General features: G+C 68.2%; 24 protein-coding genes. 15 read left to right on the top strand and 9 right to left on the bottom strand.

Annotated elements, in window-relative coordinates:
• Positions 1–207 precede the first annotated feature (207 nt).
• The 9 genes from F3J15_RS31650 (at position 208) to F3J15_RS31610 (ending at position 10,460) form a co-directional block, all read left to right on the top strand.
• Entirely contained in the window at positions 208–1,317 is a 1,110-nt protein-coding gene (locus tag F3J15_RS31650; protein ID WP_166896136.1) for an NAD(P)/FAD-dependent oxidoreductase, read from the top strand.
• A gap of 172 nt (positions 1,318–1,489) precedes the next feature.
• Positions 1,490–1,801 (top strand): high-potential iron-sulfur protein, encoded by a 312-nt coding sequence (locus tag F3J15_RS31645; protein WP_039354792.1) that lies wholly within the window; start codon positions 1,490–1,492, stop codon positions 1,799–1,801.
• 192 nt (positions 1,802–1,993) lie between these two features.
• The gene (locus F3J15_RS31640; RefSeq protein ID WP_089446605.1) at positions 1,994–3,301 is read left to right on the top strand and encodes an MFS transporter; all 1,308 of its coding nucleotides are present in this window, start codon (positions 1,994–1,996) and stop codon (positions 3,299–3,301) included.
• 328 nt (positions 3,302–3,629) lie between these two features.
• Positions 3,630–5,258: an ABC transporter substrate-binding protein gene (locus F3J15_RS31635; protein ID WP_089446604.1), complete on the top strand. Its 1,629-nt coding sequence runs from the start codon at positions 3,630–3,632 to the stop codon at positions 5,256–5,258.
• A 117-nt stretch (positions 5,259–5,375) separates the two neighbouring features.
• Positions 5,376–6,386 carry an ABC transporter permease subunit gene (locus F3J15_RS31630; RefSeq protein ID WP_069249092.1) on the top strand — a complete coding sequence of 337 codons (1,011 nt, stop codon included), beginning with the start codon at positions 5,376–5,378 and terminating at the stop codon, positions 6,384–6,386.
• Positions 6,387–6,390: 4 nt separating this feature from the next.
• Positions 6,391–7,308, top strand: a complete 918-nt coding sequence (locus F3J15_RS31625; RefSeq protein ID WP_166896134.1) for an ABC transporter permease subunit — start codon at positions 6,391–6,393, stop codon at positions 7,306–7,308.
• A gap of 2 nt (positions 7,309–7,310) precedes the next feature.
• Positions 7,311–8,309 carry an ABC transporter ATP-binding protein gene (locus F3J15_RS31620; RefSeq protein ID WP_166896132.1) on the top strand — a complete coding sequence of 333 codons (999 nt, stop codon included), beginning with the start codon at positions 7,311–7,313 and terminating at the stop codon, positions 8,307–8,309.
• A complete protein-coding gene (locus F3J15_RS31615) occupies positions 8,306–9,322 on the top strand; it encodes a peptide ABC transporter ATP-binding protein (RefSeq protein ID WP_166896130.1) in 1,017 nt (338 codons plus the stop codon). The genes F3J15_RS31620 and F3J15_RS31615 overlap by 4 nt, the downstream gene beginning before the upstream one ends.
• Positions 9,315–10,460 carry a TraB/GumN family protein gene (locus F3J15_RS31610; RefSeq protein ID WP_089484662.1) on the top strand — a complete coding sequence of 382 codons (1,146 nt, stop codon included), beginning with the start codon at positions 9,315–9,317 and terminating at the stop codon, positions 10,458–10,460. Before F3J15_RS31615 ends, F3J15_RS31610 begins: the two co-directional genes overlap by 8 nt.
• Positions 10,461–11,019: 559 nt before the next feature.
• Here F3J15_RS31610 and pxpA read toward each other — a convergent pair.
• From pxpA to pxpB, 3 genes are all read right to left on the bottom strand, one after another.
• Positions 11,020–11,784 carry a 5-oxoprolinase subunit PxpA gene (gene pxpA / locus F3J15_RS31605; RefSeq protein WP_069249087.1) on the bottom strand — a complete coding sequence of 255 codons (765 nt, stop codon included), beginning with the start codon at positions 11,782–11,784 and terminating at the stop codon, positions 11,020–11,022.
• Positions 11,785–11,857: 73 nt separating this feature from the next.
• Positions 11,858–12,925, bottom strand: a complete 1,068-nt coding sequence (locus F3J15_RS31600; protein WP_089446600.1) for a biotin-dependent carboxyltransferase family protein — start codon at positions 12,923–12,925, stop codon at positions 11,858–11,860.
• Positions 12,922–13,578 (bottom strand): 5-oxoprolinase subunit PxpB, encoded by a 657-nt coding sequence (gene pxpB, locus F3J15_RS31595; protein WP_089446599.1) that lies wholly within the window; start codon positions 13,576–13,578, stop codon positions 12,922–12,924. The genes F3J15_RS31600 and pxpB overlap by 4 nt, the downstream gene beginning before the upstream one ends.
• 148 nt (positions 13,579–13,726) lie before the next feature.
• On the opposite strand from pxpB, the gene F3J15_RS31590 reads away from it, so the two are divergent.
• Positions 13,727–14,239 carry a winged helix DNA-binding protein gene (locus F3J15_RS31590; protein ID WP_027788908.1) on the top strand — a complete coding sequence of 171 codons (513 nt, stop codon included), beginning with the start codon at positions 13,727–13,729 and terminating at the stop codon, positions 14,237–14,239.
• A 74-nt stretch (positions 14,240–14,313) separates the two neighbouring features.
• Here the strand turns inward: F3J15_RS31590 and F3J15_RS31585 are convergent, their stop codons facing one another.
• Positions 14,314–14,922, bottom strand: coding sequence for a 5-formyltetrahydrofolate cyclo-ligase (locus F3J15_RS31585; protein ID WP_166896128.1), 609 nt, complete (start codon positions 14,920–14,922; stop codon positions 14,314–14,316).
• 8 nt (positions 14,923–14,930) lie between these two features.
• On the opposite strand from F3J15_RS31585, the gene F3J15_RS31580 reads away from it, so the two are divergent.
• Genes F3J15_RS31580 through F3J15_RS31565 form a run of 4 tightly spaced genes read left to right on the top strand, consistent with a single transcriptional unit; the run spans position 14,931 to position 19,833 of the window.
• Positions 14,931–16,883 (top strand): lytic transglycosylase domain-containing protein, encoded by a 1,953-nt coding sequence (locus F3J15_RS31580; RefSeq protein ID WP_069249083.1) that lies wholly within the window; start codon positions 14,931–14,933, stop codon positions 16,881–16,883.
• 57 nt (positions 16,884–16,940) lie between these two features.
• Positions 16,941–17,900: a complex I NDUFA9 subunit family protein gene (locus F3J15_RS31575; protein ID WP_166896126.1), complete on the top strand. Its 960-nt coding sequence runs from the start codon at positions 16,941–16,943 to the stop codon at positions 17,898–17,900.
• Between the two features lie 47 nt (positions 17,901–17,947).
• A complete protein-coding gene (locus F3J15_RS31570; RefSeq protein ID WP_166896125.1) occupies positions 17,948–18,595 on the top strand; it encodes a glutathione S-transferase family protein in 648 nt (215 codons plus the stop codon).
• Positions 18,592–19,833, top strand: a complete 1,242-nt coding sequence (locus tag F3J15_RS31565) for a multifunctional CCA addition/repair protein (RefSeq protein WP_089446595.1) — start codon at positions 18,592–18,594, stop codon at positions 19,831–19,833. The genes F3J15_RS31570 and F3J15_RS31565 overlap by 4 nt, the downstream gene beginning before the upstream one ends.
• A gap of 39 nt (positions 19,834–19,872) precedes the next feature.
• Here F3J15_RS31565 and F3J15_RS31560 read toward each other — a convergent pair whose 3' ends face one another.
• Complete coding sequence (locus F3J15_RS31560; RefSeq protein ID WP_166896123.1) at positions 19,873–20,658, bottom strand: XRE family transcriptional regulator; 786 nt, start codon at positions 20,656–20,658, stop codon at positions 19,873–19,875.
• 430 nt (positions 20,659–21,088) lie between these two features.
• Between F3J15_RS31560 and F3J15_RS31555 the strand changes: the two genes are divergently transcribed.
• The gene (locus tag F3J15_RS31555) at positions 21,089–22,939 is read left to right on the top strand and encodes a M24 family metallopeptidase (protein ID WP_166896120.1); all 1,851 of its coding nucleotides are present in this window, start codon (positions 21,089–21,091) and stop codon (positions 22,937–22,939) included.
• A gap of 19 nt (positions 22,940–22,958) precedes the next feature.
• Here F3J15_RS31555 and F3J15_RS31550 read toward each other — a convergent pair whose 3' ends face one another.
• From F3J15_RS31550 to flgA, 4 genes are all read right to left on the bottom strand, one after another.
• Positions 22,959–24,314 (bottom strand): SGNH/GDSL hydrolase family protein, encoded by a 1,356-nt coding sequence (locus tag F3J15_RS31550; protein ID WP_166896118.1) that lies wholly within the window; start codon positions 24,312–24,314, stop codon positions 22,959–22,961.
• Positions 24,315–24,480: 166 nt separating this feature from the next.
• Entirely contained in the window at positions 24,481–24,921 is a 441-nt protein-coding gene (locus F3J15_RS31545; RefSeq protein ID WP_069249076.1) for a flagellar protein FlgN, read from the bottom strand.
• A 68-nt stretch (positions 24,922–24,989) separates the two neighbouring features.
• Positions 24,990–25,319: a flagellar biosynthesis anti-sigma factor FlgM gene (gene flgM, locus F3J15_RS31540; protein ID WP_166896116.1), complete on the bottom strand. Its 330-nt coding sequence runs from the start codon at positions 25,317–25,319 to the stop codon at positions 24,990–24,992.
• A 118-nt stretch (positions 25,320–25,437) separates the two neighbouring features.
• On the bottom strand, positions 25,438–26,166 hold a 729-nt coding region (gene flgA / locus F3J15_RS31535; RefSeq protein WP_166896114.1), incomplete at its 5' end, for a flagellar basal body P-ring formation chaperone FlgA.

Raw genomic sequence — 26,166 nt, 5'->3', positions numbered from 1 at the left:
CATCCGGGCCGACGAAGGCGCCGCGAAGCGCCGGCCGATCGGCTTCTGAACGAGCGGCGCGCGCACGGCGGCGGCGTGCGCGCCGTGCCGTGCGCCGTGCGTCACGCACGGCCTCGCCGCGAGACGCTGCACGACCTTCGGCAAGCGGATGAACCGGGACGTACAATTCTCTTGTCTCCCCTCGACGCGCTAGCGGCGCGAAACGTCATGGAGCAGATGGATTGTGTCGTGATCGGCGCGGGCGTCGTCGGTCTGGCGATTGCGCGCGAACTGGCCGCGCGCGGGCGTGAAACGCTCGTGCTCGAGGCGGCCGATGCGATCGGCACCGGTACGAGTTCGCGCAACAGCGAAGTGATCCATGCGGGGCTCTACTATCCGCGCGGGTCGCTGAAGGCGACGTCGTGCGTGCACGGGCGCGACCTGCTGTACGAATTCTGCGAGACCCATCACGTGCCGCACCGGCGTGCCGGCAAGCTGCTCGTCGCCACGAGCGTCGCGCAGGTGAAGCAGTTGAAGGCGATCGCCGCACGCGCGACCGAAAACGGCGTGCTCGACCTGATGCCGCTCACGCGCGCCGAGGCGCAGGCGCTCGAGCCCGCGCTCGAATGCGTCGAGGCGCTGTTCTCGCCGTCCACCGGCATCGTCGACAGCCACCAGCTGATGCTTGCGCTGCTCGGCGACGCGGAGCGCGGAGGCGCCGTGTGCGCGCTGAAATCCCCGGTCGAATCGATCGACGTGCTGCGCGGCGGGCGCTTCGTCGTGCGCACGGGCGGCGACGCGCCGACCGAGATCGAGGCAGCCTGCGTGATCAACAGCGCGGGCCTCGGCGCGCAGGCGCTGGCGCGCCGCACGCGCGGCCTCGACCCGCGCTGGGTGCCGCCGCTCTATCTCGCGCGCGGCAACTACTTCAGCCTGTCGGGGCGCGCACCGTTTTCCCACCTGATCTACCCGATGCCCGACCGCGCGGGGCTCGGCGTGCACCTGACGTTCGATCTCGGCGGGCAGGCGCGCTTCGGCCCGGACGTCGAATGGATCGATGCGCTGCGCTACGAAGTCGATCCCGCGCGCGCGATCGCGTTCTACGCGTCGATTCGTGCGTTCTGGCCGGGCCTGCCCGACGACGCGCTGCAGCCGGCATATGCGGGCATCCGGCCCAAGCTCGCGGGCCCCGGCGAGCCGCCGGCGGACTTCATCGTGCAGGGCGCCGCGCAGCATGGCGTGCGGGGGCTCGTGAACCTGTTCGGCATCGAGTCGCCGGGGCTCACCGCGTCGCTCGCGCTCGCGCAGCGGGTGGGCGACATGACGGCTTACCGCTGACGCGGCGCGTGCGTGGCGGGCAGGTGGCGAATGCGTATCGGCCGTGTGGCGGCCGTGTGAAATCCCTTATCTCTGGAATTTCGGCGCGCACATTTATTCGCATGAGCGTTATTCTGTCGAACGGCTGTCGCCAGAGCAGCTTTCAAACCGATAACGTTGGAGCGAGTCCCCCATGAAAACATCCCGTCGGAGTTTCCTGATTACGAGCATTGGTGCCGTGTCCGCGCTGGCGCTGTCGCGTGAAGCGCTGGCCGATGCGCCGATGCTCGCGGAAAGCGACCCGACCGCGACGGCACTCGGCTACAAGGCCGATGCGACGAAGGTCGACAAGACGAAGTACCCGAAATACGCAGCAGGCCAGGATTGCGCGGCCTGCATGCTGTACCAGGGCAAGAAGGGCTCGGCCTCGGGCCCGTGCGGCGCCTTCCCCGGCAAGCAGGTGTCGGCGAAGGGCTGGTGCAGCGCCTTCTCGAAGATGGGTTGAGGCCCGTGCGGCATCGTGCGATGCCGCATTGTGGCGAAAACCGCAAAACGCCCTCCGTCGAAAGATGGCGGGCGTTTTTTATTGCTTGAAAACGGTTCCGGCGCTTTCTACACTCGCTGCACACCGGCGCGCCGCGGGCCCCCCCGCGCGCCGCGCAGCCCGGCACGGCGAACTGACGAGGACGAGGCACGCATGGCGACGATTGCGAATTCAACGAAAACGAGCCGGCCCGAGCGTGCGCTGAACCGGCGTGCGGTCGCGGCCGCCGTGATCGGCAACGCGCTCGAGTGGTACGACTTCACGGTGTTCGGCTTCATGACGGTCGTGATCGCCGAGCTGTTCTTCCCGACCTCCAGCGAATACTCGTCGCTGCTGCTCACCACCGCGACGTTCGGCGTCGCGTTCTTCATGCGTCCGATCGGCGGCATCGTGTTCGGGCTGTACGCGGATCGCGCGGGCCGCAAGGCCGCGCTGTCGCTCGTGATCCTCCTGATGACGGCCGGCATCTTCCTGCTCGCGGTCGCGCCGCCGTATGCGGCGATCGGCATCGGCGGCCCGATCCTGATCGTGCTCGGCCGTCTGCTGCAGGGCTTCTCCGCGGGCGGCGAATTCGGCAGCGCGACGGCGCTGCTGATCGAGGCCGCGCCATTCTCGAAACGCGGCTTCTACGGCAGCTGGCAGATGGCGAGCCAGGCGGCCGCGCTGCTGATCGGCGCGCTCGTCGGCGCGGCCGTCACGCGCGGGCTCTCGCACGACGCGTTGCGCAGCTGGGGCTGGCGCGTGCCGTTCGTCCTCGGGCTCCTGATCGGCCCGATCGGCTTCTACATCCGCCGCCATCTCGCCGATTCCGAAGCGTTCCTGCATGCGCAGCAAAGCGCGCGCCGCGCGACGCTCGGCGAAGTGTTCACGCGCCACCCGCGCGAGGTGCTGTGCGGGCTCGGCTCGGTGATCGCGCTGACGGTGACGATCTACGTGCTGATCAGCTATCTGCCGACCTTCGCGGTGAAGCAGCTGAAGCTGCCTTACGCGGAGTCGTTCTACGCGGTGATCGTCGGCAACCTGCTGCTGATGGTGCTGTCGCCGATCGCGGGCGCGTGGTCGGACCGCATCGGCCGCAAGGGGCTGTCGCTGTGGTCGCTCGTGCTGACGCTCGCGCTGATGTATCCGCTGTTCGCGTGGCTCGACGCGGCGCCGAGCATCGCGCGGCTGATCGCGGTGCAGGCCGTGCTGTCGGTCACGCTCGCGGGCTACTACGGGCCGTTCGGCGCGATGATCGCCGAGCTGTTCCCGGCCAACGTGCGCTCGACCGGGCTGTCGATCGCGTACAACGTCGCGGTGATGCTGTTCGGCGGCTTCGGGCAGTTCATCGTCACGTGGCTGATCAAGGTCACGGGCACGCCGCTCGCGCCGACCTACTACGTGATGGCCGGGATCGCGCTGTCGATCGTCGCGGTCGCGTTCGTGCCCGCGCGCAGCGCCGACCTCGACGCGCCGGTGTGACGACGCGCCGACATGACGATGTGAAGGCGATCATCGGATCGTTTCGCAAAACGCAATGATGTGCTGCGGAACACGGGAAAGCGGTGCGCCGGGCCTTCGTGTTCGCGCCCGAATTGTTTAGTCGTCGAACGAAACATGCGCGAGATGAACGAAATGGGCGCTCGCGCGCGTTATCGCATTTTTTTACCCCCACTAAACATCGGCAAAAACCCGGCGGGGCGTGTAGAAGAGTTTTTTCTCCAGCTTGTTGCCACATCGTTAGCTCAAGTAATATCCGCGTACGCCGGCCCCTGGCGGGCCGGTTCCGATCTGGAGACCTGGAGGAAACATGGAATACAACCGTCTGTTGCACACCCTGCGTGTTACCGCCATTGCAGGCGTGGCAGCGGCATCGCTCGGCGTCGCGGGCTCTGCATTCGCACAGATCCCGAACAAAACGCTCGTCTACTGCTCAGAAGGCAGCCCGGCGGGTTTCGATTCCGCGCAATTTACGACCGGCGTCGATTTCACCGCAGCCACGTTCACCGTCTACAACCGCCTCGTCGAATTCGAGCGCGGCGGCACGAAGGTCGAGCCGGGCCTCGCCGAGAAGTGGGATGTGTCGCCGGACGGCAAGGTGTACACGTTCCATCTGCGCCACGGTGTGAAGTTCCACACGACCGACTTCTTCAAGCCGACGCGTGAATTCAATGCGGACGACGTGCTGTTCTCGTTCGAGCGCATGCTCGACCCGAACAATGCGTTCCGCAAGGCTTACCCGGTGTCGTTCCCGTACTTCACCGACATGGGCCTCGACAAGCTGATCACGAAGATCGAGAAGGTCGATCCGTACACCGTGAAGTTCACGCTGGCCGAGCCGAACGCGCCGTTCATCCAGAACATGGCGATGGAATTCGCGTCGATCCTGTCGGCCGAATACGGCGACCAGCTGATGAAGGCTGGCAAGGCCGCCGACATCAACCAGAAGCCGGTCGGCACGGGCCCGTTCATCTTCCGCAGCTACACGAAGGACGCGACGATCCGATTCGACGGCAATCCTGATTACTGGAAGAAGGGCGAAGTGAAGATCTCGAAGCTGATCTTCTCGATCACGCCGGATCCGGGCGTGCGCGTGCAGAAGATCAAGCGCAACGAATGCCAGGTGATGAGCTATCCGCGTCCGGCCGACATCGCGACGCTGAAGGCCGATTCGGGCGTCGACATGCCGTCGCAGGCAGGCTTCAACCTCGGCTATCTCGCGTACAACGTCGAGCACAAGCCGGTCGACAAGCTCGAGGTGCGTCAGGCACTCGACATGGCGATCAACAAGAAGGCGATCCTCGAGTCGGTCTACCAGGGCGCAGGCCAGGCAGCTAACGCACCGATGCCGCCGACCCAATGGTCGTACGACAAGAACCTGAAGATGGCGCCGAACGACACCGCGAAGGCGAAGGCGCTGCTCGCGAAGGCCGGCTTCCCGAACGGTTTCGAGATCACGCTGTGGGCGATGCCGGTGCAGCGTGCGTACAACCCGAACGCCCGCCTGATGGCCGAGATGATCCAGGCCGACTGGGCGAAGATCGGCGTGAAGGCGAAGATCGTCACGTACGAGTGGGGCGAGTACATCAAGCGCGCGCACTCGGGTGAGCAGGACACGATGCTGATCGGCTGGACGGGCGACAACGGCGATCCGGACAACTGGCTCGGCACGCTGCTCGGCTGCGAAGCGATCAAGGGCAACAACTTCTCGCACTGGTGCTACAAGCCGTTCGACGAGCTGGTCCAGAAGGGCCGCACGACGACGGGCCAGGACGCGCGGACGAAGCTCTACATGCAGGCTCAGCAGATCTTCGCGCAACAGCTGCCGTTCTCGCCGATCGCGAACTCGACGGTCTACCAGCCGGTGCGCAAGACCGTGGTCGACATGCGTATCGAGCCGCTCGGCTATGCCCGCTTCGACGGTGTGAGCGTGAAGTAACGCGCCCGGCGTAAGCTGTATACGAAGACCGAGACCGGCTAATTCATCCGGCGGCGGGAGGCCAAAAGCTTCCCGTCGCCGGTCGCACATTTCCCACAAGAAAATACGAGACGCATCATGTTCACATTCGTGTTGCGCCGCGTGGGCATGGTGATCCCGACTTTCATCGGCATCACCATCCTGGCGTTTGCGCTGATTCACCTGATACCGGGCGACCCCATCGAAGTGATGATGGGCGAGCGCGGCGTCGATCCCGCGATGCATGCGGAGGCGATGAAACGCCTCGGGCTCGACCAGCCGCTGCCCATGCAGTACATCCACTACATCGGCCGGGCGCTGCATGGCGACCTCGGCACGTCGATCATCACCAACACGAGCGTCGCGGGCGAGTTCTTCGCGCGCTTCCCGGCGACCGTCGAGCTGTCGCTGTGCGCACTCGTGTTCGCGCTCGCGGTCGGGCTGCCGGCCGGCGTGATCGCCGCATTGCGGCGCGGCTCGGTCATCGACCATGGCGTGATGGGCACCGCGCTCACCGGCTACTCGATGCCGATCTTCTGGTGGGGGCTGATCCTCATCATGGTGTTTTCGTCGACCCTCGGCTGGACGCCCGTGTCGGGGCGCATCGCGGTCGAATACGACTTCCCGCACCCGACGGGCTTCATGCTGATCGACGCGCTGCTCGCGCCGGATGAAGGCGCGTTCAAGTCGGCGGTCAGCCACCTGATCCTGCCCGCGATCGTGCTCGGCACGATCCCGCTCGCGGTGATCGCGCGGATGACGCGCTCGTCGATGCTCGAAGTGCTGCGCGAGGACTACATCCGCACCGCACGCGCGAAGGGGCTGTCGCCCGCGCGCGTGGTCGTCGTGCATGCGCTGCGCAATGCGCTGATCCCGGTCGTCACCGTGATCGGCCTGCAGATCGGCACGCTGCTTGCTGGCGCCGTGCTGACCGAGACGCTCTTTTCGTGGCCCGGTGTCGGCAAGTGGCTGATCGATGCGATCGGCCGCCGCGACTATCCGGTCGTCCAGGGCGGCATCCTGCTGATCGCGACGCTCGTGATCGTCGTGAACCTGGTCGTCGACCTGCTGTACGGCGTGCTGAATCCGCGCATCCGCCACACGAGGTAATCCCATGAGCAATCTGCAAAATACCCTACCGACCGAATCCGTGCCGGCCGGCGGCCGTGCGCTCGCGCTGCGCGAGTTCTGGGCCAACTTCTCGCGCAACCGCGGTGCCGTCGGCGCCGGCATCGTCGTGATCGTGCTGATCCTGGTCGCGCTGCTCGCGCCGCTGCTCGCGCCGCACAGCCCGGTCGAGCAATACCGCGACTTCGTGAAGATCCCGCCCGCATGGCTCGAAGGCGGCAACTGGAAATTCATCCTCGGCACCGACGAAGCGGGCCGCGACATTCTTTCGCGGCTGATGTTCGGCGCGCGGATGTCGTTCTGGATCGGCTTCGTGTCGGTCGTGCTCGCGCTGATCCCCGGCATCGTGCTCGGGCTCGTCGCCGCGTTCTTCCAGAAGTGGGCCGACACGCCCGTGATGCGCATCATGGACGTGCTGCTCGCGCTGCCGTCGCTGCTGCTCGCGGTCGCGGTCGTCGCGATCATCGGCCCGGGCCTCACCAACACGATGTTCGCGATCGCGATCGTCGCGCTGCCGGCCTATGTGCGTCTCACGCGCGCATCGGCGCTCGGCGAGCTGCAGAAGGAATACGTGACGGCGTCGCGCGTGGCCGGTGCCGGCACGCTGCGCCTGATGTTCTCGCAGGTGCTGCCGAACTGCACGGCGCCGCTGATCGTGCAGGCGACGCTCGGCTTCTCGTCGGCGATCCTCGACGCGGCCGCGCTCGGCTTCCTCGGCCTTGGCGTGCAGCCGCCGACCGCCGAATGGGGCGCGATGCTCGCCTCCGCGCGCGACTACATCGACAACGCGTGGTGGATCGTGACGATGCCGGGCCTGTCGATCCTGATTTCGGTGCTCGCGATCAACCTGCTCGGCGACGGGCTGCGCGACGCGCTCGATCCCAAACTGAAACGGATGGCGTGAACATGAGCCAAGATCTTCTGACCATCCGCAATCTCGCGGTGAACTTCAATGGCCTGCCCGCGGTCGACCGGATCAACCTGTCGATCGCACCGGGCGAGGTGGTGGGCGTCGTCGGCGAATCGGGCTCGGGCAAGAGCGTGACGATGATGGCGCTGATGGGCCTGATCGACGCGCCGGGCAAGGTGACGGCGGACGAAGTCACGTTCAATGGCGTCGACCTGCTGAAGGCGTCGCCGAAGGCGCGCCGCAAGATCGTCGGCAAGGACATCGCGATGGTGTTCCAGGATGCGCTGACGAGCCTGAATCCGAGCTACACGGTCGGCTACCAGATCAAGGAAGTGCTGAAGCTGCACGAAGGGCTGCGCGGCGACGCGCTGCACCGGCGCGCGCTCGAGCTGCTCGACCAGGTCGGCATTCCCGATGCAAAGAACCGCATCACGTCGTTCCCGCACCAGATGTCGGGCGGGATGAACCAGCGCGTGATGATCGCGATGGCGGTGGCGTGCAACCCGAAGCTGCTGATCGCCGACGAGCCGACCACCGCGCTCGACGTGACGATCCAGGCGCAGATCATGGATCTGCTCGTGAAGCTGCAGAAGGAGCGCGGCATGGCGCTCGTGCTGATCTCGCACGACCTGGCCGTGGTGTCGGAGGTCGCGCAGCGCGTGGCGGTGATGTACGCGGGCGAGGTGATCGAGACCAACCGCGTGCCCGACATCTTCCGCGCGCCGCATCATCCGTACACCGAAGCGCTGCTCGCGGCGATTCCCGAGCACAATCAGGGGGCGCGTCGCCTTGCCGCATTGCCGGGCATGGTGCCGGGCCGCGATGATCGCCCGTCCGGGTGCCTGTTCGCGCCGCGCTGCAAGTACGTCGTCGACGACTGCCGCAAGGCGCGGCCGGCGCTCGACACGCTGGTGCCGGCCAACGATGCGATGCGCGCGCGCTGCATCAAGCCGCTCAACGTTTCCAACCTCGACCTGACGGGAGGTGCACGATGAATGCAGTCAATCAAACGCCTCGCGTGTCGCACGACGAGGAAGCCGTGCTGGTGGCCGACGGCCTCGCGAAACACTATTCGGTGAAGCGCGGGATGTTCGGGCAGGGCACGGTGAAGGCGCTGAACGGCGTGTCGTTCTCGCTGAAGCGCGGCAAGACGCTCGCCGTCGTCGGCGAATCGGGCTGCGGGAAGTCGACGCTCGCCCGCCAGCTCACGATGATCGAGACGCCCACCTCGGGCAGCCTGACGATCGACGGCAAGAACGTGGCCGGCGCGAGCCGCGAGACGGTTGCCGACCTGCGCCGCCGCGTGCAGATGGTGTTCCAGAACCCGTTCGCGTCGCTCAACCCGCGCAAGACCGTCGAGCAGACGCTTTCCGAGCCGCTCGAGATCAACACGAACCTGACGGCCGTCGAGCGCGCCGCCCGCATCGCGCAGATCATGCGCACGGTCGGCCTGCGGCCCGAGCACGCGAAGCGTTATCCGCACATGTTCTCGGGCGGCCAGCGCCAGCGGGTCGCGATCGCGCGCGCGATGATCCTCGATCCGCGCATCGTCGTGGCCGACGAGCCGGTGTCCGCGCTCGACGTGTCGATCCAGGCGCAGATCCTGAACCTGTTCATGGATCTGCAGGAGCAGTTCAAGACGAGCTACGTGTTCATCTCGCACAACCTGTCGGTGGTCGAGCACGTCGCGGACGACGTGATGGTGATGTACTTCGGCAGCGTCGCGGAGCTGGGCGACAAGGCGACGATCTACGCACGGCCGCGCCATCCGTACACGCGGGCGCTGATGTCGGCGACGCCGGCGATCTTCGAGGAAGACCGCCGCGTGCAGATCAAGCTGCAGGGCGAACTGCCGTCGCCGCTCAATCCGCCGTCGGGCTGCGCGTTCCACCAGCGCTGCCCATACGCGGTCGAGCGGTGCCGCGTCGAGGAGCCGCAATTGCGCGAGGTCGACGGCCGGCGCGTGGCCTGCCATCGCGCCGAGGAGGTCGGGGAGGAGAATGCCTGAAGCATTGGCGGCGCGCGCGTCCGGCGTGCGCCGTGCGGGGGCAAGCAGCGCGCGCGTGATGCGCGCGTACCGCTACGCGCGGCGCTGGAGCGTGCGTACCGTCACGGGCGCGGCGCTGGCCGGTGCGTGCGTGGCGGCCAGCCTCGTGGTTCCCGTCGAATCCGCGCGCGCCGAAGGGCGCGCACCGGCCACTTCACCGATCCATCCATCGCAAGTCCCGCCGCCCGGCTTGAGCCTGCCGGGCTTCCACGCGCCCGCCGTGTCGAATGGCACGGTGTCGCGCGGCACCGTGCGCGTGCAGCCCGCGCGCATGCCGTTCTACGTCGCGACCAAGGGCAAGGTGACGCTCTACGTGCTCGGCACGCTGCACACCGGCGACCCGTCCGACTACCCGGGCGCGCAGCCGTTCCGGCCGCGCATCCTCGCGGCGCTCGCCGCGTCGCCCACACTGGCGCTCGAGCTGTCGCCCGACGATCTGCTCGAATCGCAGGACGACGTGTCGAAGTACGGCGTCTGCCGCTACCCGTGCCTGCAGCGCCTGCTGCCCGAGCCGCTGTGGCAGCGGCTCGCGGCGCGCCTGCGCGGCAACCCGGCCGCGCTCGTCGAGATCCGCAAGATGCGGCCGTGGCTCGCGGCGCTCGTCGTCGAGACCTACGATTCGCTGTCGGCCGGTTTGCAGACCGAGTACGGCACCGAGGCGCAGCTGCAGAACGTGTTCCTGAAGAAAAAGGGCGGCCGCGTGATCGGGCTCGAGACGCTCGCCGAACAGATGCGGGCGTTCACCGGGCTGACGCTTGCCGAGCAGCGCGAGATGCTCGCGCAGGACATGGTGCAGACACCCGCGCAGAACGCCGACGACATCAAGGCGCTGCACCGACTGTGGCGAATTGGCGACGCCGATGCGATCTCGGCATGGGCGGTCGCGAAGAGCGAACGGCTCGCGCGGTCGAAGGCGTTGTCGGACGCGATCGACAACAAGATCGTGTACGAGCGCAACCGGCGCTTCGTTGCACGGATGACGGCAATCGCCGCACCGAACCGGCCGCTGTTCGTCGCGATCGGCGCGCTGCATCTGGGTGGCCCGCGCGGCGTGCTCGAATTGTTGCGTCAACAAGGTTACAGCGTCGACGCGAACTGATCGCCGTCACCGCACCCGAACCGATCCTCCCCTGTTTGATCGACGCTGTGCGAGCGGCTCAAACGCCTGGTTGGGCACGCGATTCGATAAGGAAAACCCTCGATTCATCAGAAAATAGCGTTTCAAACGATTGACATCCGGATCTGCCAATATCTATTCTTCGATCCACAAGTTGAAAAAATGAAAAGAATAGAAAAAGTTCTACGGGGTAGCAGAAAATAAAGCGCGGGGTTAGCGCGTTGCCGGCACGTGGTGCACGTGCCGGCCGCGGCAGTGTCTGCATGTACGGCGGGGCCAATCATCGTCGGACAACAACAACGCATGCAGGCCGACTTGCGGGATAAGCGACGTTCCGTCGTCCCACCGGGGAAAGGCAGTGATCGGGCGGTGGCGGACGTTTTTTAATCCGGAATATTTTTCCGGTCACCGTCGCAAGACGGTTTCGGGGGGCGAATCGACAGACGGCAAAGCCGCAGCGATTGCGCCAACGGAAAAGCGCCACGAGGGCGCTTTTTTCTTTTGTGCGACGGATTGTGCGTCTGCTGCGCGATCGGCTCGATCAGGCGCGTTCGTCGGCGTGCAGCATGCCGGGCGCGACCACGTCGACGCCCACCGCCTCGAGCGCGGCGCGAATCCGTTTCGCGAATACGAGCGCGTGCGGCCCGTCACCGTGCAGGCAGACGGTCTGCGCATTGAGCATCACCCATTCGCCGCCGATCGCACGCACCTGCCGGCTGCGCACCATGTCCAGCGTGCGCGCGATCATCGTGTCCTCGTCGTCGATCAGCGCGCCGGGCTGGTTGCGCGGCACGAGCGAGCCATCGGCGAGGTAGCCGCGATCGGCGAACACTTCCTCCACCGCGGCGAGCCCCGCGTGCCGCGCGGCCGCGACGAACACGCTGTTCGCCAGCCCGAACACCGCGAGCGACGGGTCGAAATCGCGGATCGCGGACACCACCGCCTCGGCGATCATCGGGTCGCGCGCGGCCTGGTTGTACAGCGCGCCGTGCGGCTTCACGTGCGCGATGCGCCCGCCCTCGGCCTGCGCGATCGCCGACAGCGCGCCGAGCTGGTACAGCACGCCTGCGTAGATGTCGCTGGCCGGCAGCTGCATTTCCTTGCGGCCGAAATTCTCCGGATCGTGAAAGCTCGGGTGGGCGCCGATCGCCACGCCTTTCTGCACGGCCCAGCGTACGCAGTCGCGCATCGCGTTCGCCCCGCCCGCATGCCACCCGCATGCGATGTTCGCGGACGTCACGAGGTCGAGCAGCGCCTCGTCCGAACCGCATCCTTCGCCGAGATCGGCATTCAGATCGATTTCCATGGTGTTCCTCGTCCACTGATTGCGTGGCCCGTCCTCTCTACTGCGACTGCCTTCGGTACTACTACCGCCATTGTCACGCCGCACGCGACTCGGCGCGGCGGCGCGTTTCCTCGCGCAGGTCGATCGCCACGTCGATCTGCCGCAGATAGGCACGTTCCGCGGCCAGCGCGGCGCGCGCGGCGTCGGGTGTCGTGCGCACGAAGCGGATCGGCAGGTTGAGCCGCGCCTGCGCGAGTTTCCACAGGTCCGCACGGATCACCGTGCCGATCTTCGGGTAGCCGCCGGTGGTCTGCGCGTCGTGCATCAGCACGATCGGCTGGCCGTTCGGCGGCACCTGGATCGTGCCGGGCAGCACCGCGTGCGACAGCAGCTCGGCCGGCCGCTCGCGCACGAGTTCGACACCGGCGAGCCGGTAGCCCATGCGGTTGCTGTTCGCCGTGACCAGCCATTCTTCATCCCAGAACGCCTGCTGCGAATCGGCGGCGAATGACGCATAGTCGGGGCCCGGCAGCACGCGCACGGGCATCGCCCACGGCGCATGCACGGGGCGGTGACGGCGCGGCGGCTCGTCGACGCGCACGAACGCGCACCACGCCGGCGCCTTGACGCCGAATTCGGGGGCGTCGGCCGCGAGGCAACCCATCCCGGCCGGAAGCACGCCGACCGGGAGGCGATCGCCGTCGCGCAGCGCGCGGCCGCCGAGGCCGCCGAAGCGCGATGCGAGATCGGTGCTGCGCGAGCCGAGCATCGGCAGCACGTCGATGCCGCCGGCGATGCACAGGTAGCCGCGCATCCCGCGTTTCGCGGCGGGCAGCACGAGCGTCTGCCCGGCCTCGACCGGCAGGCTCCACCATGAATATACGCGCTGGCCGTCGAGCGTCGCACCGAACTCGGTGCCGGTGATCGCGATGCGGGTCGCGCGCGTGAAGCGGAAGGCGGCCGGGCCGATCGTGATCTCGACGCCCGCCGCATCGGGGCGGTTGCCGACCAGCCGGTTGCCGACTTCGAGCGCGAGGCCGTCGAGCGCGCCGCCCTGCGCGACGCCGAGATGGCGTGCGCCGCGGCGCCCGAGATCCTGCACGGTGGTCAGCGGGCCGGCCCGCACCACCTCGATGGTGCCCGGTACGTTGCTCTGGGTCATCGTGCGTCGACTCCGGCAATGGTGAAGCGCACGCGGTCGCCGGGCAGCAGCAGCGTCGGCTGCGGCCGCGCCGGATCGAACAGCACGAGCGACGTGCGGCCGATCAGTTGCCAGCCGCCGGGCGACGTGGCCGGGTAGATGCCCGTCTGCGCGCCGCCGATGCCGACCGAGCCGGCCGGCACCTCCAGGCGCGGCGCCGCGCGGCGCGGCATGTGCAGCGCGGCGTCGAGCCCGCCGAGATACGCGAAGCCGGGCTGGAAGCCGACGAAGAACACGACGTAGGCGCCCGCCGCGTGGCGCGCGACGACCTCGTCGGCCGACAGGCCGGTATGCGCGGCGACGGCCGGCAGATCGGGGCCGGCGGCGCCGCCGTATTCGACCGGGATCTCGACCTCGCGGCCGTCCGCGTGCTCGACGTCGGCCGTCTCCCACGCGTCGCGCAGCGCCGGCGTGAGCGAATCGGCCGTCGTGGCGAGCGCGTCGAATACGATCGTCAGGTTGTTCATGCCGGGCACGACGTCGATCACGTCGGGCCACGCGCGCGCGGCCTCGGCCACGGCCCAGACGCGGCGCTGGCAATCGAGCGTGGCGGGCGGCGGCACCTCGCAGACGAGGGCGGCATCGCCGAGCGGATAAATGCGGGGTTGCGTCATCGGACTGGCACGGTTCGGACGGCAATGTTAGCGCACATTGTCAATAAAATATCGACAACTTCCCAATAAGCGTTTTCGCCTAGCCCGTATGTCGGGGCTTCTGGCGTACACTCGGCACACCCTGTCATCCGGCTTGCTCCGCCTTTCCATGAAGCGTCCTGCGACCAAGATCGTGTCATCCGAACACCTCGTTTCCGATTCGAGCGCGGAGCTGTCGGAACTCGAATACGGCCTCATCATGGCAGGCAATGCTTTCAACCGGTGGATGGTGCGCTGCATGTCGGCGGCCGGCGCGAAAGACATGACGGCGGTCGAGGTGTCGCTGCTGCATCACGTCAGCCATCGCGAACGCAAGAAGAAGCTCGCCGACATCTGCTTCGTGCTCAATATCGAGGATACGCACGTCGCGACCTATGCGCTGAAAAAACTGATCGCCCGCGGCTATGTGAAGAGCGAGAAGAACGGCAAGGAAGTGTTCTTCTTCGCGACCGACGCGGGCCGCGACCTGTGCCTGAAGTACCGCGAGGTGCGCGAGCACTGCCTGATCGAGACGCTGAAGGACAGCGGGCTCACCAATGAGCAGATCGGCGACGCGGCGCAGTTGCTGCGCAACGCATCGGGCCTGTACGACACGGCCGCGCGCGCGGCGGCGTCGCTGTAAACGATTGCGCGGCGGGTGGTGCGCGGCGGTGCGCTGACGGGCGTGCGACGACGGATGCGGCGCCGCCCGCCGCCTCATTCGGCGGCCGGGTACAGCGCGCCGTCGGTCACGACCCAGTGCAGCGCGAGATCGTGCGCTTCGGCCGGCAGCGCATCGACGCGGCACGCTTCATACGCGATGCCGACCGTCACGGGCAGCTGGCTGCCCGGCCATGCGGCGAGCGTACGGTCGTAGTAGCCGCCGCCGTAGCCGAGCCGGTAGCGCTGCAGATCGAATCCCACGCAGGGAATCAGCAACAGGTCGGGCACGACGACGATTCCCGACGCCGGTTCCGGAATCCGGTGATGACCTTCGCGCATTGGCGTGTGCGTGTCCCATGCATGGAACTCGAGCGGCGTGTGCCGCTCGTCGATCACGGGTAGCGCAGCCTGCCTGCCGGCACCGGCCGCGCACCACGCGAGCACCGCGTCGCGCGCATCGAATTCGCCCGGCAGCGGCCAGTAGAACCCGACCGTGCGCGGCGCGAGCCGTTCGAGCAGCGTGCGCAGCCGCGCGTCGAGCGCGGCGTTCGCGGCGGGTTGCGACGCGGCGTCGCGACGCGCGCCGGACAGCGTTTTGCGTAGCGCAACCTTCGGGTTCGGCACAGGGTTGCGTGCTATGCTTTCGCTCACTTCGTGCTCCATTCAAAACGATGTCGAACAGCCTTTTCCGAGTATATCGCGCGGTCGCGCTCACACTTTCGGCCGCCGCGCTCGTCGCGGGTACGGCTGCGTGCGCCGCACCGAACGACGATACGGTCTCCGGGGACGACCAGACCTTCGTGCAGCTTCGTGAAGCCGCGCGTCGCAACGACGCCGCGAAAGCCGCGCAGCTCGCGTCGATGATCCCGAACTATCCGGTACCGTCCTACGTCGAGTATTTCCAGATCAAGCCGCAGTTGTTCGATTCGACGGGCCGCGCGCGCGTGGATGCGCCGGACGCGCCCGTGCAGTCGTTCCTGCAGCGCTACGACGGCCAGGCGATCGCCGACCGCCTGCGCAACGACTACCTGCTCGTGCTCGGCGCGCGCCACGACTGGCGCAACTTCGACGAGCAATACAAGCGCTTCGTGCTCGACGACGACACGCAGGTCAAGTGCTATGCGCTCGAATCGCGCGCGGCGCGCGGCGAGAACGTCGCCGAAGCGGCACGTGCGCTGCTCGTCGAGCCGAAGAACTACGGCGACGCGTGCGTCGACCTGATCACCGCGCTCACGGTCAACCAGCAGTTCACGAGCGACGACGTGTGGCAGCAGGCGCGCCTCGCGTACGAGCAGAATTACACGACGCTCGGCGGCAAGATCGTCGACGCGCTCGGCGCGCGCCCGGTCGGCTTCGACCAGGCGACGAGCGCGCCGCCGCTGTACCTCGCGCGCGGCGTCGGCCCCGACGCAACCTCGCACCAGCTCGCACTGATCGCGCTCGGCCGCATGGCGCGCAACGATCCGGACGCGGCAGCCGCGATGCTGACCACGGTCGCGCCGTCGCTGACCAAGCAGGAGCAGGCGATCGCGTGGGGTGCGATCGGCTACCAGGGCGCGATCAAGCGCTCGCCGCTCGCGTCGGTCTGGTACGCGAAATCCACGAATGCGCCGCTGTCGAACCCGGGCTACGAATGGCGCACGCGCGCCGCGCTGCTCGCCGGCAACTGGCCGATGGTGCGCTGGTCGATCGAGCAGATGCCGCCGTCGCTGCGCGACGATCCGGCCTGGATCTACTGGCATGCGCGCGCGCTCAAGCAAAGCGGCGACACGCTGCAGGCGAACCAGGAATTCGAGCAGGTCGCCGGCCAGTTCAACTTCTACGGGCAGCTCGCCGGCGAAGAACTCGGCCAGCGCACGTCGATCCCGCCGCGCACGAAGGTGAGCGACGCCGAGATCGACGCGATGAGCAAGATTCCGGGCTTCGCGCTCGCGCAGCGTTTCTACGCGCTGAACCTGCGCCTCGAAGGCAACCGCGAATGGAACTGGCCGCTGCGCGGGATGACCGATCGCCAGCTGCTGGCCGCGGCCGAGTACGGCAAGCGCGTCGAGCTGCTCGACCGCACGGTCAACACGGCCGACCGCACGAAGGCCGAGCACGACTTCACGCTGCGTTACCCGTCGCCGTACCGCAACATCGTCGAGCGCTACGCGCAATCGACCGGCCTCGACACCGAATGGGCGTACGGGCTGATCCGCCAGGAATCGCGCTTCATCATCAGCGCGCGTTCGTCGGTGGGCGCGGGCGGCCTGATGCAGCTGATGCCGGCCACCGCGCAGATGGTCGCGAAGAAGCTCGGCATGGGCACGATCTCGCGCGCGCAGATGCACGACATCGATACCAACATCCAGCTCGGCACCTGGTATCTGGCGGACATCTACAACAACTTCGACAGCTCGCCGGTGCTCGCCACGGCCGGCTACAACGCGGGCCCGGGCCGGCCGCGCCAGTGGCGCCAGGTGTTGACGCAGCCGGTCGAAGGCGCGATCTTCGCAGAAACGATTCCGTTCAACGAGACGCGCGACTACGTGAAGAACGTGCTGTCGAACACCGTCTACTACGCGGCGCTCTTCGAGGGCAAACCGCAGTCGTTGAAGAAACGTCTAGGCATGATCTCGCCCTGATACGCAATCTTCATACTGCCGCGCGAGACGCGGCAGTGTTCTTTTGAGGCTCACGACATGGATAGCCAGACCGTTGCGCTGCTGGGCGGCACCGGCTTCATCGGCAGCCGGCTCGTCAATGCGCTGATCGAATCCGGCAAGCAGGTACGGATCGGCACACGCCGGCGCGACCACGCGCGCCACCTGCAGATGCTGCCCGTCGAAATCGTCGAGCTCGAAGCGCTCGACACGCGCACGCTCGCGCGCTTCGTCGCCGGTGCGCACGCGGCGATCAACCTCGTCGGCGTGCTGCACGGCGGCCGCGGCACGCCGTACGGGCCCGGCTTCGAGCGCGCGCACGTCACGCTGCCGGCCGCGCTCGCGACCGCCTGCACCGAAGTGGGCGTGCAGCGCGTGCTGCACATGAGCGCGCTCGGCGCCGATTCGCACGGCGCGAGCATGTACCAGCGCTCGAAGGGCGACGGCGAGGCCGCGCTGCATGCGATCGCGGCGACCGATTCGCTCGCGCTGACGATCTTCCGCCCGTCGGTCGTATTCGGCCCCGGCGATGCGTTCCTCAACACGTTCGCGAACCTGCAGCGCTCGGTGCCCGTGCTGCCGCTCGCGATGCCCGACGCACGCTTCCAGCCGGTGTTCGTCGGCGATGTCGTGCGCGCGTTCGTCAACACGCTCGATCTCGCGGGCGCATACGGCAAGACCTACGAACTCGGCGGCCCGACCGTCTACACGCTCGAGGAGCTGGTGCGCTATTGCGGCACGCTGGTCGGCCGGCAGGCCCGCATCGTGCGGCTGCCCGACGCGCTCGCGCGGCTGCAGGCGAGCGTGTTCGAATGCCTGCCCGGCGAGCCGGTGCTGACGCGCGACAATCTCGCGACGATGTCGGTGCCGAACGTGCTGTCGGGGCCGCTCGCGCCGGAGCTCGGGATCTCGCCCGCGAGTCTCGAAAGCATCGCGCCCGCGTATCTCGGCCATGCCGCGCAGCGCTCCCGGTTCGACTGGTTCCGCTCGCGCCGCTAGGCCGGCAGCGTCATCCTTTCCACCTTCGCGTTTTCCGGAACACCGTCATGAAACTCGTCATTGGAGACAAGAACTACTCGTCGTGGTCGATGCGCCCGTGGCTGCTGCTCGCGCATTTCGGCATCCCGTTCGACGAGATCGCGATCGAGCTGCGCCACGATGACACGGCCGCGCGCATCCGCGAGTATTCGCCGTCCGGCAAGGTGCCGTGCCTGGTCGACGACCATGGCGTCGCGATCTGGGATTCGCTCGCGATCGCCGAGACGCTCGCCGAGCGCTATCCGCAGTTTCCGATGTGGCCGGCCGATCCGCTCGAGCGCGCGCATGCGCGCTGCGTCGCGGCCGAGATGCATTCGGGCTTCGCGGCGCTGCGCACGCAGATGGGCATGAACGTGCGCGCGTCGATGCCGGGGCGTGGTGCGACGCCCGACGCGCTCGCCGATGTCGCGCGCATCGACGCGCTGTGGAATGAGTGTCTCGAGGCGTCGGGCGGGCCGTTCCTGTTCGGCGAATTCGGCATCGCCGATGCGATGTACGCGCCCGTCGTGATGCGCTTCAACACGTACGCGCCGGGCCTGTCGCCGGAAGCGGCCGGCTATGCGGCCCGCGTGACGGCGCTGCCGGCCGTCCAGCGCTGGATCGACGCCGCGCGCCGCGAAACGAACGTGATCGCCGAATACGAGCCGCAGCCATGAACATCTACGCAGTAGGCGGCGCCATCCGCGACGAACTGCTCGGCGTGCCCGTGCAGGACCGCGACTACGTGGTGGTGGGCGCGACCCCCGAGCAGATGGCCGCGCAGGGTTTCCGGCCGGTCGGCAAGGATTTCCCGGTATTCCTGCATCCGAGCACGCAAGAGGAGTACGCGCTCGCGCGCACCGAGCGCAAGACGGCGGCCGGCTATCACGGCTTCCAGTTCCATTACGCGCCGGACGTGACGCTCGACGAGGATCTCGCGCGGCGCGACCTGACGATCAACGCGATGGCGCGCGAGGTGAGCCCGGAGGGCGACCTGGTCGGGCCGGTGATCGATCCGTTCGACGGGCAGGCCGACCTGCGCGCGCGCGTGTTCCGGCATGTGAGCGACGCGTTCGTCGAGGATCCGGTGCGGATTCTGCGCATCGCGCGCTTCGCCGCGCGGTTCGCGGATTTCACGGTCGCGGACGAAACGCTCGCGCTGATGCGGCGGATGGTCGATGCGGGCGAGGTCGACGCGCTCGTGCCCGAACGCGTGTGGCAGGAAATCGCGCGCGGGCTGATGGAAGCGAAGCCGTCGCGGATGTTCGCGGTGTTGCGCGAGTGCGGCGCGCTCGCGCGCATCCTGCCGGAAGTCGATGCGTTGTGGGGCGTGCCGCAGCGCGCCGACTACCACCCGGAAGTCGACACGGGCGTGCACGTGATGATGGTGGTCGACTATGCGGCGAAGCAGGGTTATTCGCTGCCGGTGCGCTTCGCGGCGCTCACGCACGATCTTGGCAAGGCGACGACACCGGCCGACGTGCTGCCGCGCCATGTCGGTCACGAGGGCCGCAGCGTCGACCTGCTCAAGCCGTTGTGCGAGCGGCTGCGCGTGCCGAACGAATGCCGCGATCTCGCGCTGGTCGTCGCGCGCGAGCACGGCAACCTGCATCGCGTGATGGAGATGGGCGCTGCCGCGCTGGTGCGGCTGTTCGAGCGCAGCGACGCGCTGCGCAAGCCGGCGCGTTTCGCCGAGATGCTGCAGGCGTGCGAATCGGATGCGCGCGGGCGGCTCGGGCTCGACGCGCAGCCGTATCCGCAGGCCGAGCGGCTGCGCGTCGCGCTCGCGGCCGCGCGCAGCGTCGATGCCGGCGCAATCGCGCGCGGCATCGGCAACGATACGGAGAAGATCAAGGACGCCGTGCATCGCGCACGGATCGAGGCCGTCGCGCAGGCGCTCGAGATCGGGGAATAGGGCCGACGGGTAGGGCGTGCGTCGCCCTCCCGACAACCGTTACGACTTCTTCTTGCGCGCCGGCTTCGCGGCCGCCGGGCGTTTGGCGGCGGATGCGCGCGGCTTGGCCGCGGCCTTCTTTTCCTTTCCTGCCGCGCCGGCGTCGCGATCGCGCTCCGCCCGCTTGGGCGACGGCCCGCGGCGGCTCACGCGCGGCTTGCCCGGCGTCGCACGCGCGGTGGGGCCCGGTTTCCCGACGTCCATCGTCGCCGACACGAACCCGGCGCCACGGTCGTCGAACAGCGGCAGCGTGCCGACCGTGATCACCTCGGCCGGCCCGTCGCCCACGTTGGCGACCCGATGCCGCTTGCGCGCGTCGAAGTGCAGCGAGTCGCCGGGCGACAGCGGGTAATCCTTCTTGCCGACCGTGTAGCAGATCCGGCCGGCCAGCACGTACACGAATTCGTCGCCGCCGTGCGCGACCCATTCCGAGCGGTAGCCTTCCATCATCTGCACCTTGAGCGCGTTGATCTGGCTGCCGTCGAACGTGGTGGAGAGGCGTTCGTACCACTGCGACCTGGCGTCGAGCGCGTACGGCTTGCGGCGGCCCTCGTACGAGTCGGGCTGGGTCTGGCGCGGCTGGTCGATCAGCGCGCCGAGCGGCACGCCGAGTGCCTTCGCGACGTTGACGAGCGACGACAGCGAGATGCCCGTGAGGTGGCGCTCGACCTGGGACAGGAACCCGACCGACAGCTTCGCTTCGGTCGCGACTTCCAGCAGCGTCTTCTTCGCGTCCCGGCGCAGGCGGCGAATGCGCTGGCCGATACGCATGATGTCTGAATCCATGAATCTCTTTCGTGACAACGAGTCGGGAGGCGAGCGGACGGGCGGTGCAGTCGCCGGACGGTGATTTCCGCGCACCGCACGAAGCACGGCCGTCGGGACGGCGATGCCGGCGAATTGTACCGCGCAGCGTTGCCGGACGAATGCTCGTTGTGCCGGGCTGCGCAGGCGCCGTGCCGATTTTAGCCCTACGAAAATTTTAGCTTGACCTCAATTTCGGTGTGCTCTAGATTCTGTCGCGCGTATCAAAAAAAGTTAAGTGGGACGAAAATTTTTTCAAGGACTGCTGCCGGAACGGCACGGCGGTCCGGCGCCGTGCCGCGCCGGGCCGAACGTCCACCTGCAGCGGCGCCATGCCGCATCAGGCCTGCCTCGGGCCTGCACCCCGCCGCGTCACCGCCGGCCGCCGACAACAATGCATAACGGGCTTCCGATGATCGATCGACTGAAATACAGCTTCTCCGGCCTTCCCCCCTACGACCCATCCGTCGTCGACACGCAGGCGGCCCTGTCGCGCCTGCTCGATGCCGCGCGGCTCGACGCGGTGCTGGTCACGTCGCAGGACGAATACGTGACCGAGTACCTGCCGCTCGCCAACAATCCGCGCTACGCGGTGTCGGGTTTCGATGGCTCGGCCGGCTGCGGGATCTTCCTGAGCGCGGCGACCGCGCAGGCGCTCGCTCTGCCCCCGTTCGTGCTGTTCGTCGACGGCCGCTATCACCTGCAGGCCGAGCAGCAGTGCGATCCGGCGCGCGTGCGCATCGAGAAGCTCGGGATGAACGTGACGATCTGGCAGGCGATGGCCGACTGGCTGGTCGCGCACGGCAGCCGGCTCGCACGGGTCGGCTACGACGCGCGGCGGATCAGCGTCGCGCAGCGCGATCGTCTGTTCGAACGGACGCAGGCCGCGTCGCTCGACTGGACGAGCCTCGTCGACCGGGAGATCGATCGCGCGATCGCGCTGCCGGGCTGGGTCGTCGAGCGGCCGATCTTCGAAGTGCCGGAATCGGCGACCGGCCTGAGCGTCGCGCAAAACCTCGACACGCTGAACCGCCAGCTCGCCGCGCATACCGGCGCGCCGGACGGCAAGACCGCGTTCTTCACCTGCGCGTCGGATGACCTCGCGTACCTGCTGAACAGCCGCGGCTATCACATCCCGAATGCGTCGTCGCACCTCGGCTTCCTGTTCGCGGTCGGCGGCCAGGTGGCGTTGTTCCTGCCGGAAGGCTGCGACCGCTGCGAGGTCACGCTCGCGTCGTATCCGGCGCTGCACGTGATCCGGCGCGATGTCGCGGCGCTCGAGCGCTTTCTCGCGCAGTTCGACGTCGAGCACGTGTGCTACGGCTTCGAATCGGTGAACTGCGCGCTCGTTGACGCGGTGAAGCGGGTGTGGCCGCACGCGCGGCATGGCGACTTCAACCCGGTCGAGGCGATGCGGGCCGGCAAGACGCCGGCGGTGCTCGACCGGTTCCGCGACGCGTTCGCGCGCAGTTCCGCAGCGATCGCCGAGACGATGCGCTGGGCGAAGGCCGGCGAGCCGGGCACGCGCCACACCGAATACGACCTGGCGCGCACGATCAACGACGCGTACGGCGCACGCTCGGCGGTGGCGCTGACGTTTCCGTCGATCGCGGCGAACGGCGCGAACAGCGCGTTCGCGCATTACACGGCGGCGAGCGCCGACGTCGAGCTGACGGAAGGCGAACTCGTGCTGCTCGACAGCGGCGCGTACTACGAAGCCGGCTTCGCGACGGACTGCACTCGCGTGGTGCTGCGCCGGACCCGGCCGGAAACGGTCGCGCAGCCGTGGCAGCGCGAGATCTACACGGTCGCGCTGAAGGCCTGCATCAAGGGGCTCGTCACGCGCTTCCCGAGCGACGCAAAGGGCGGCGACGTCGATGCGCTCGTGCGGCAGGTGTGCCGCGACCACGGCTACGATTTCGGTCACGGCACCGGGCACGGCGTCGGAATTCACGTGCACGAGGGCGGCGTGCGGTTCGCGCCGGGCGCGCAGTACGGGCTCGTGCCGAATGCGGTGATTTCGGTCGAGCCGGGCATCTACGTGCCGGGCAAGGGCGGCGTGCGGATCGAGAACATCGTGATCATCCACCGGGACGACGCGCAGCCGGACACCGTCACGTTCGAGAACATCGTGACGGTCGGCTACGACTGGGACCTGATCGATCTCGACCTGCTGGACGACGGCGAGCGCGCGTACCTGCGCGACTACGAGCGGCTGTGCGTGGAGCGCGGCACGCAGGTCACCGCGTGTCCGCTGCTGTAGGCACCGCCGCCCGCGCCGCTCAGTTCAGCAGGCGTGCGCGCACGAACGGCGCGATCCGCTCGGCGAGCCATGCGTGCGTGCGCGTGGTCGGGTGCAGCGTGTCCCAGAACACGAAGCGCGCCGGATCGCGGCAGTCCGTACGCGGCGTCTGCGCGGCCATGTAGGTGAGCGACGACGGTTTCGGGATGTCGAGACAGGAACGCTTCGCGTCGTCGAAGCCGTACTGGGCCGGGTGGCTCAGCAGGTCGTCGAACAGCGCGTACGCATCGAATACCTCGAGCCGCAGCGTCGCGCCGTAGCGGGCGCGCAGCGCGGCGGCCGCGTCCGCGAGGCGCTGGTTGTAGTCCTTCACCTGCGCGGCGACGCTCGCGGTGTCGGTGCGGGTCGCGAACACCGGCGCGCGCGACACGTCCGGCAGCGTGACGAGCATGATCCGCGTCGCGCCGGCCGCGGCGAGCCGCTCGAGGCTGTCGCGCACCGCATTCGCCGCCTGCTCGGGCGAGCGCCCGTAGTTCACCAGATCGTTGCCGCCCGCGAACACCGCGAACAGCGTGTTGGCGGGCCGGTAGTCCGGCGCGCGATCCATGTATTCGCGCCACGAGTCGATCTGCTGCACGAGGCCCGGCACGACGAGGTGCTGGTCGGTCGCCGCGCCGCCGATCGCCCAGTTGTAGAACGGCAGCCGCAGCGCGTTCGCGAGATATTCGGCCCACACCGGGCCGTTGCTGAAGCGGCCCGCCTGCCAGCTCGTGCCGTTCGGCAGCTTCCACTGGCTTGCATTGAACATGTTCTGCGTGTCGGACAGGCTGTCGCCGAACACGATCAGCTTGTTGACGCGCGCGTCCTGCTGCGTGGCGTCGATGGTCCACACCGTGTAGTTGAACGACAGCGCGTTGTTCGCCGCGACCGCCTGCACGAGGTCGGTCCTGATGCCTTTCGCGGCCAGCGTCTTGCGGCACACGTCGGCGAGCGTGTCCTGCGTCGTCGTGCTGTAGAACATGTTCTTCCACTGCGTGATGCCGTCCGCCCACCAGTAGCCGGACACGCGATACCAGTCGCCGCCGGCGGGGTTGAGTGCCCATTCGTAGGTCGCGGCCGGCTTCAGCGGGTCCGCGTCGATCCGGTACCAGCAGCGCAGGTACGTGTAGGTGTCGGACCCGCGGCGGGACGCGCGCGGCGTGGCGCCCGGCGGGCTCGATGTGGCCGGCGGCACGATGTCCGGGCCGGCCGGCGACAGCGACATGTCGCCCGTCGGCGTGGGCAGCGGCGCGGGGCCGGCGGCCTGCGCGGCGGGGAGCGTCAGGGCGGCGCCCAGCGTGGCGACAGCGGACACGGCAGCGACGCGGGATGAAAACGGAATGCGGAAATATGGCATGCGGCCCTCTTCTGATTGTTGTGACGGAACGGCGCGCGGCTGCGCGACCGTGTATCGGAAGGGACCGTGGGTGCCAGGCTCGGGCCCGGTCTGTCGAAACGTGACGTGCCGCGAACGGCGGGGGAAGTACGGTGGCGGCGCTGCCGCCGGTCAGTCAGTCAGTGCTTCAGCGCGTGAGGGCCGACACGCGGCCGTCGGGGCCGTAGACGCCGGCCGGCGCGGGCGCCGAGCGCAGTACCGCGAGCGCGCGCTCGTTGTAGTCCATCCGGATCCGGATCAGCATCCCGTTGTTCGCATTGGCCTGGCGCGCGCGTTCGGCGGACTGCTGCAGCAACTGCCAGCGGCCGGCGAGGCGGGCATCGCGCTCGGCGGCCTGGTCCATCCCCTTCTTGCCGGCCGGAAAGCCGAGTGCGGAAAGCTGCGTATCGCGCGTGCGTTCAAGCTGCGCGAGCCGGTCGATCAGCTCGCTTTTCTTCTCGACGATCCCGGGCAGCATCTCGAGCGGCTGCGCCATCGTCAGCGCCTTTTCCTCGTACGCGAGCAGGGACGCGAACGCCTCGACCGTCGCGTGTTCGTCGTTGACCGTGGCCAGCAGCTCTTCTCTCATCGCGTCATGCTCGTCGCGCCGGCGCGGGTAGCGCCGGCAAACCGGGGGACCGGCCTCGCGAGGCCGCTTCAGTTGCCCGGGCGCTGCTGCTGCAGCAGCTCTCGGGCGGTATTCAATACGCCGTCGGCGATCTTGTTCGCGTCGATCGTCAGCGTGCCGTTGTTCAGCGCGTCCTTGATCGACTGGACCAGGCCCGTGTCGATATCGCCGTTGCCGGTCGCGGATACCGAGCGCAACCGGCCGGACAGACCCGACAGGTTCACGCTCATGTCACCGCCGGTCGACCCCGCATCGGCCGCCTGCGCGGACGAAGACGAGGCCGTGCCGGATTGCGCACGGGTCGCGCCGTTGCCGGTCGGCGCCAGGGGGCTCGGGTTCGGAGTGGAATCGATCTTCACGATGGGTTTCCTGTTCGGTTTGACCCAGATAACGGCCGGGTCGGCCCGAACTTTAGCATCGCGAGCCCGAAATGGCCCGAATAAACAATTCTTTACATTCTTGCCGCGAGATCCGTCCCTATAGCGGAATTTCCACGGTGCCGGCGTCCTTGACGATCGCCGTGACGATCTGGCCCGCCGCCATCCGCACCCGTACCGACTGGCCGGGCGCCGCGTTCGCCAGCGCGCTGCCCTCGGCCGAAATCGTGAATCCGGGCCCGGCCGCGACGACCCGCACCGTCTGGCCGGCCGACACCGACGCCGCGCTCTTTAGCAGGTCCTGCCGCAGCGGCAGCCCGGCGGAGATGCGCGCGAGCGCGGTCGCGCCGATCGCCTGCGCCGGATCGGTGATCACCGCGAGCGGCAGCACCGTCAGGTCGCCGTCGCGGGCGACCAGGTCGGCCGCGGAAAGCGGCTCGCCGGGCGCGATCTGGCGCGCGGCGACGTAGTAGGTGGCCTGCACGGTGACTTTCGCCTGCAGGTAGATGGTCCACGGCCGCTCGCCCGCGCAGCGCACGCCGACCGTCGTGCGGCCCCACAGGCGCGCGCCGGTCGGCATGAACGGTTCGAGCGTCGTGCACGCGGCGAGTCCGCGCGGAAACGCGGTCGTGACCGTCGCGGTGGTCTTGCCGGGCAGGCCCGCGACCTGCTGCTGCAGGAACGCGAGGGCCGTGCGGCGGATCGACTCGGGATCCTGCTGGCCGGGCGGCGTCGCGGGTTGGGCCGCGTTGGCGGCATTGGCCGCCGGGGCCGGGTTCGCGGAAACCGGGACGGCGCGAGGCGCCGGCGCGGCGGATGAGGCGCGGGC

The sequence above is a fragment of the Burkholderia sp. Ap-955 genome (assembly GCF_011753045.1).
Classification (GTDB): domain Bacteria; phylum Pseudomonadota; class Gammaproteobacteria; order Burkholderiales; family Burkholderiaceae; genus Burkholderia; species Burkholderia lata_D.
Note: the sequence above shows the minus strand (reverse complement) of the source record. Positions and strands in the feature narration are given on the sequence as shown.

Excerpts from the sequence above, each read along its gene's own strand:
- F3J15_RS31650 (WP_166896136.1), top strand. The coding sequence starts at position 208 with ATGGAGCAGATGGATTGTGTCGTGATCGGCGCGGGCGTCGTCGGTCTG.
- F3J15_RS31645 (WP_039354792.1), top strand. The coding sequence starts at position 1,490 with ATGAAAACATCCCGTCGGAGTTTCCTGATTACGAGCATTGGTGCCGTG.
- F3J15_RS31640 (WP_089446605.1), top strand. The coding sequence starts at position 1,994 with ATGGCGACGATTGCGAATTCAACGAAAACGAGCCGGCCCGAGCGTGCG.
- F3J15_RS31635 (WP_089446604.1), top strand. The coding sequence starts at position 3,630 with ATGGAATACAACCGTCTGTTGCACACCCTGCGTGTTACCGCCATTGCA.
- F3J15_RS31630 (WP_069249092.1), top strand. The coding sequence starts at position 5,376 with ATGTTCACATTCGTGTTGCGCCGCGTGGGCATGGTGATCCCGACTTTC.
- F3J15_RS31625 (WP_166896134.1), top strand. The coding sequence starts at position 6,391 with ATGAGCAATCTGCAAAATACCCTACCGACCGAATCCGTGCCGGCCGGC.
- F3J15_RS31620 (WP_166896132.1), top strand. The coding sequence starts at position 7,311 with ATGAGCCAAGATCTTCTGACCATCCGCAATCTCGCGGTGAACTTCAAT.
- F3J15_RS31615 (WP_166896130.1), top strand. The coding sequence starts at position 8,306 with ATGAATGCAGTCAATCAAACGCCTCGCGTGTCGCACGACGAGGAAGCC.
- F3J15_RS31610 (WP_089484662.1), top strand. The coding sequence starts at position 9,315 with ATGCCTGAAGCATTGGCGGCGCGCGCGTCCGGCGTGCGCCGTGCGGGG.
- pxpA (WP_069249087.1), bottom strand. The coding sequence starts at position 11,784 with ATGGAAATCGATCTGAATGCCGATCTCGGCGAAGGATGCGGTTCGGAC.
- F3J15_RS31600 (WP_089446600.1), bottom strand. The coding sequence starts at position 12,925 with ATGACCCAGAGCAACGTACCGGGCACCATCGAGGTGGTGCGGGCCGGC.
- pxpB (WP_089446599.1), bottom strand. The coding sequence starts at position 13,578 with ATGACGCAACCCCGCATTTATCCGCTCGGCGATGCCGCCCTCGTCTGC.
- F3J15_RS31590 (WP_027788908.1), top strand. The coding sequence starts at position 13,727 with ATGAAGCGTCCTGCGACCAAGATCGTGTCATCCGAACACCTCGTTTCC.
- F3J15_RS31585 (WP_166896128.1), bottom strand. The coding sequence starts at position 14,922 with ATGGAGCACGAAGTGAGCGAAAGCATAGCACGCAACCCTGTGCCGAAC.
- F3J15_RS31580 (WP_069249083.1), top strand. The coding sequence starts at position 14,931 with ATGTCGAACAGCCTTTTCCGAGTATATCGCGCGGTCGCGCTCACACTT.
- F3J15_RS31575 (WP_166896126.1), top strand. The coding sequence starts at position 16,941 with ATGGATAGCCAGACCGTTGCGCTGCTGGGCGGCACCGGCTTCATCGGC.
- F3J15_RS31570 (WP_166896125.1), top strand. The coding sequence starts at position 17,948 with ATGAAACTCGTCATTGGAGACAAGAACTACTCGTCGTGGTCGATGCGC.
- F3J15_RS31565 (WP_089446595.1), top strand. The coding sequence starts at position 18,592 with ATGAACATCTACGCAGTAGGCGGCGCCATCCGCGACGAACTGCTCGGC.
- F3J15_RS31560 (WP_166896123.1), bottom strand. The coding sequence starts at position 20,658 with ATGGATTCAGACATCATGCGTATCGGCCAGCGCATTCGCCGCCTGCGC.
- F3J15_RS31555 (WP_166896120.1), top strand. The coding sequence starts at position 21,089 with ATGATCGATCGACTGAAATACAGCTTCTCCGGCCTTCCCCCCTACGAC.
- F3J15_RS31550 (WP_166896118.1), bottom strand. The coding sequence starts at position 24,314 with ATGCCATATTTCCGCATTCCGTTTTCATCCCGCGTCGCTGCCGTGTCC.
- F3J15_RS31545 (WP_069249076.1), bottom strand. The coding sequence starts at position 24,921 with ATGAGAGAAGAGCTGCTGGCCACGGTCAACGACGAACACGCGACGGTC.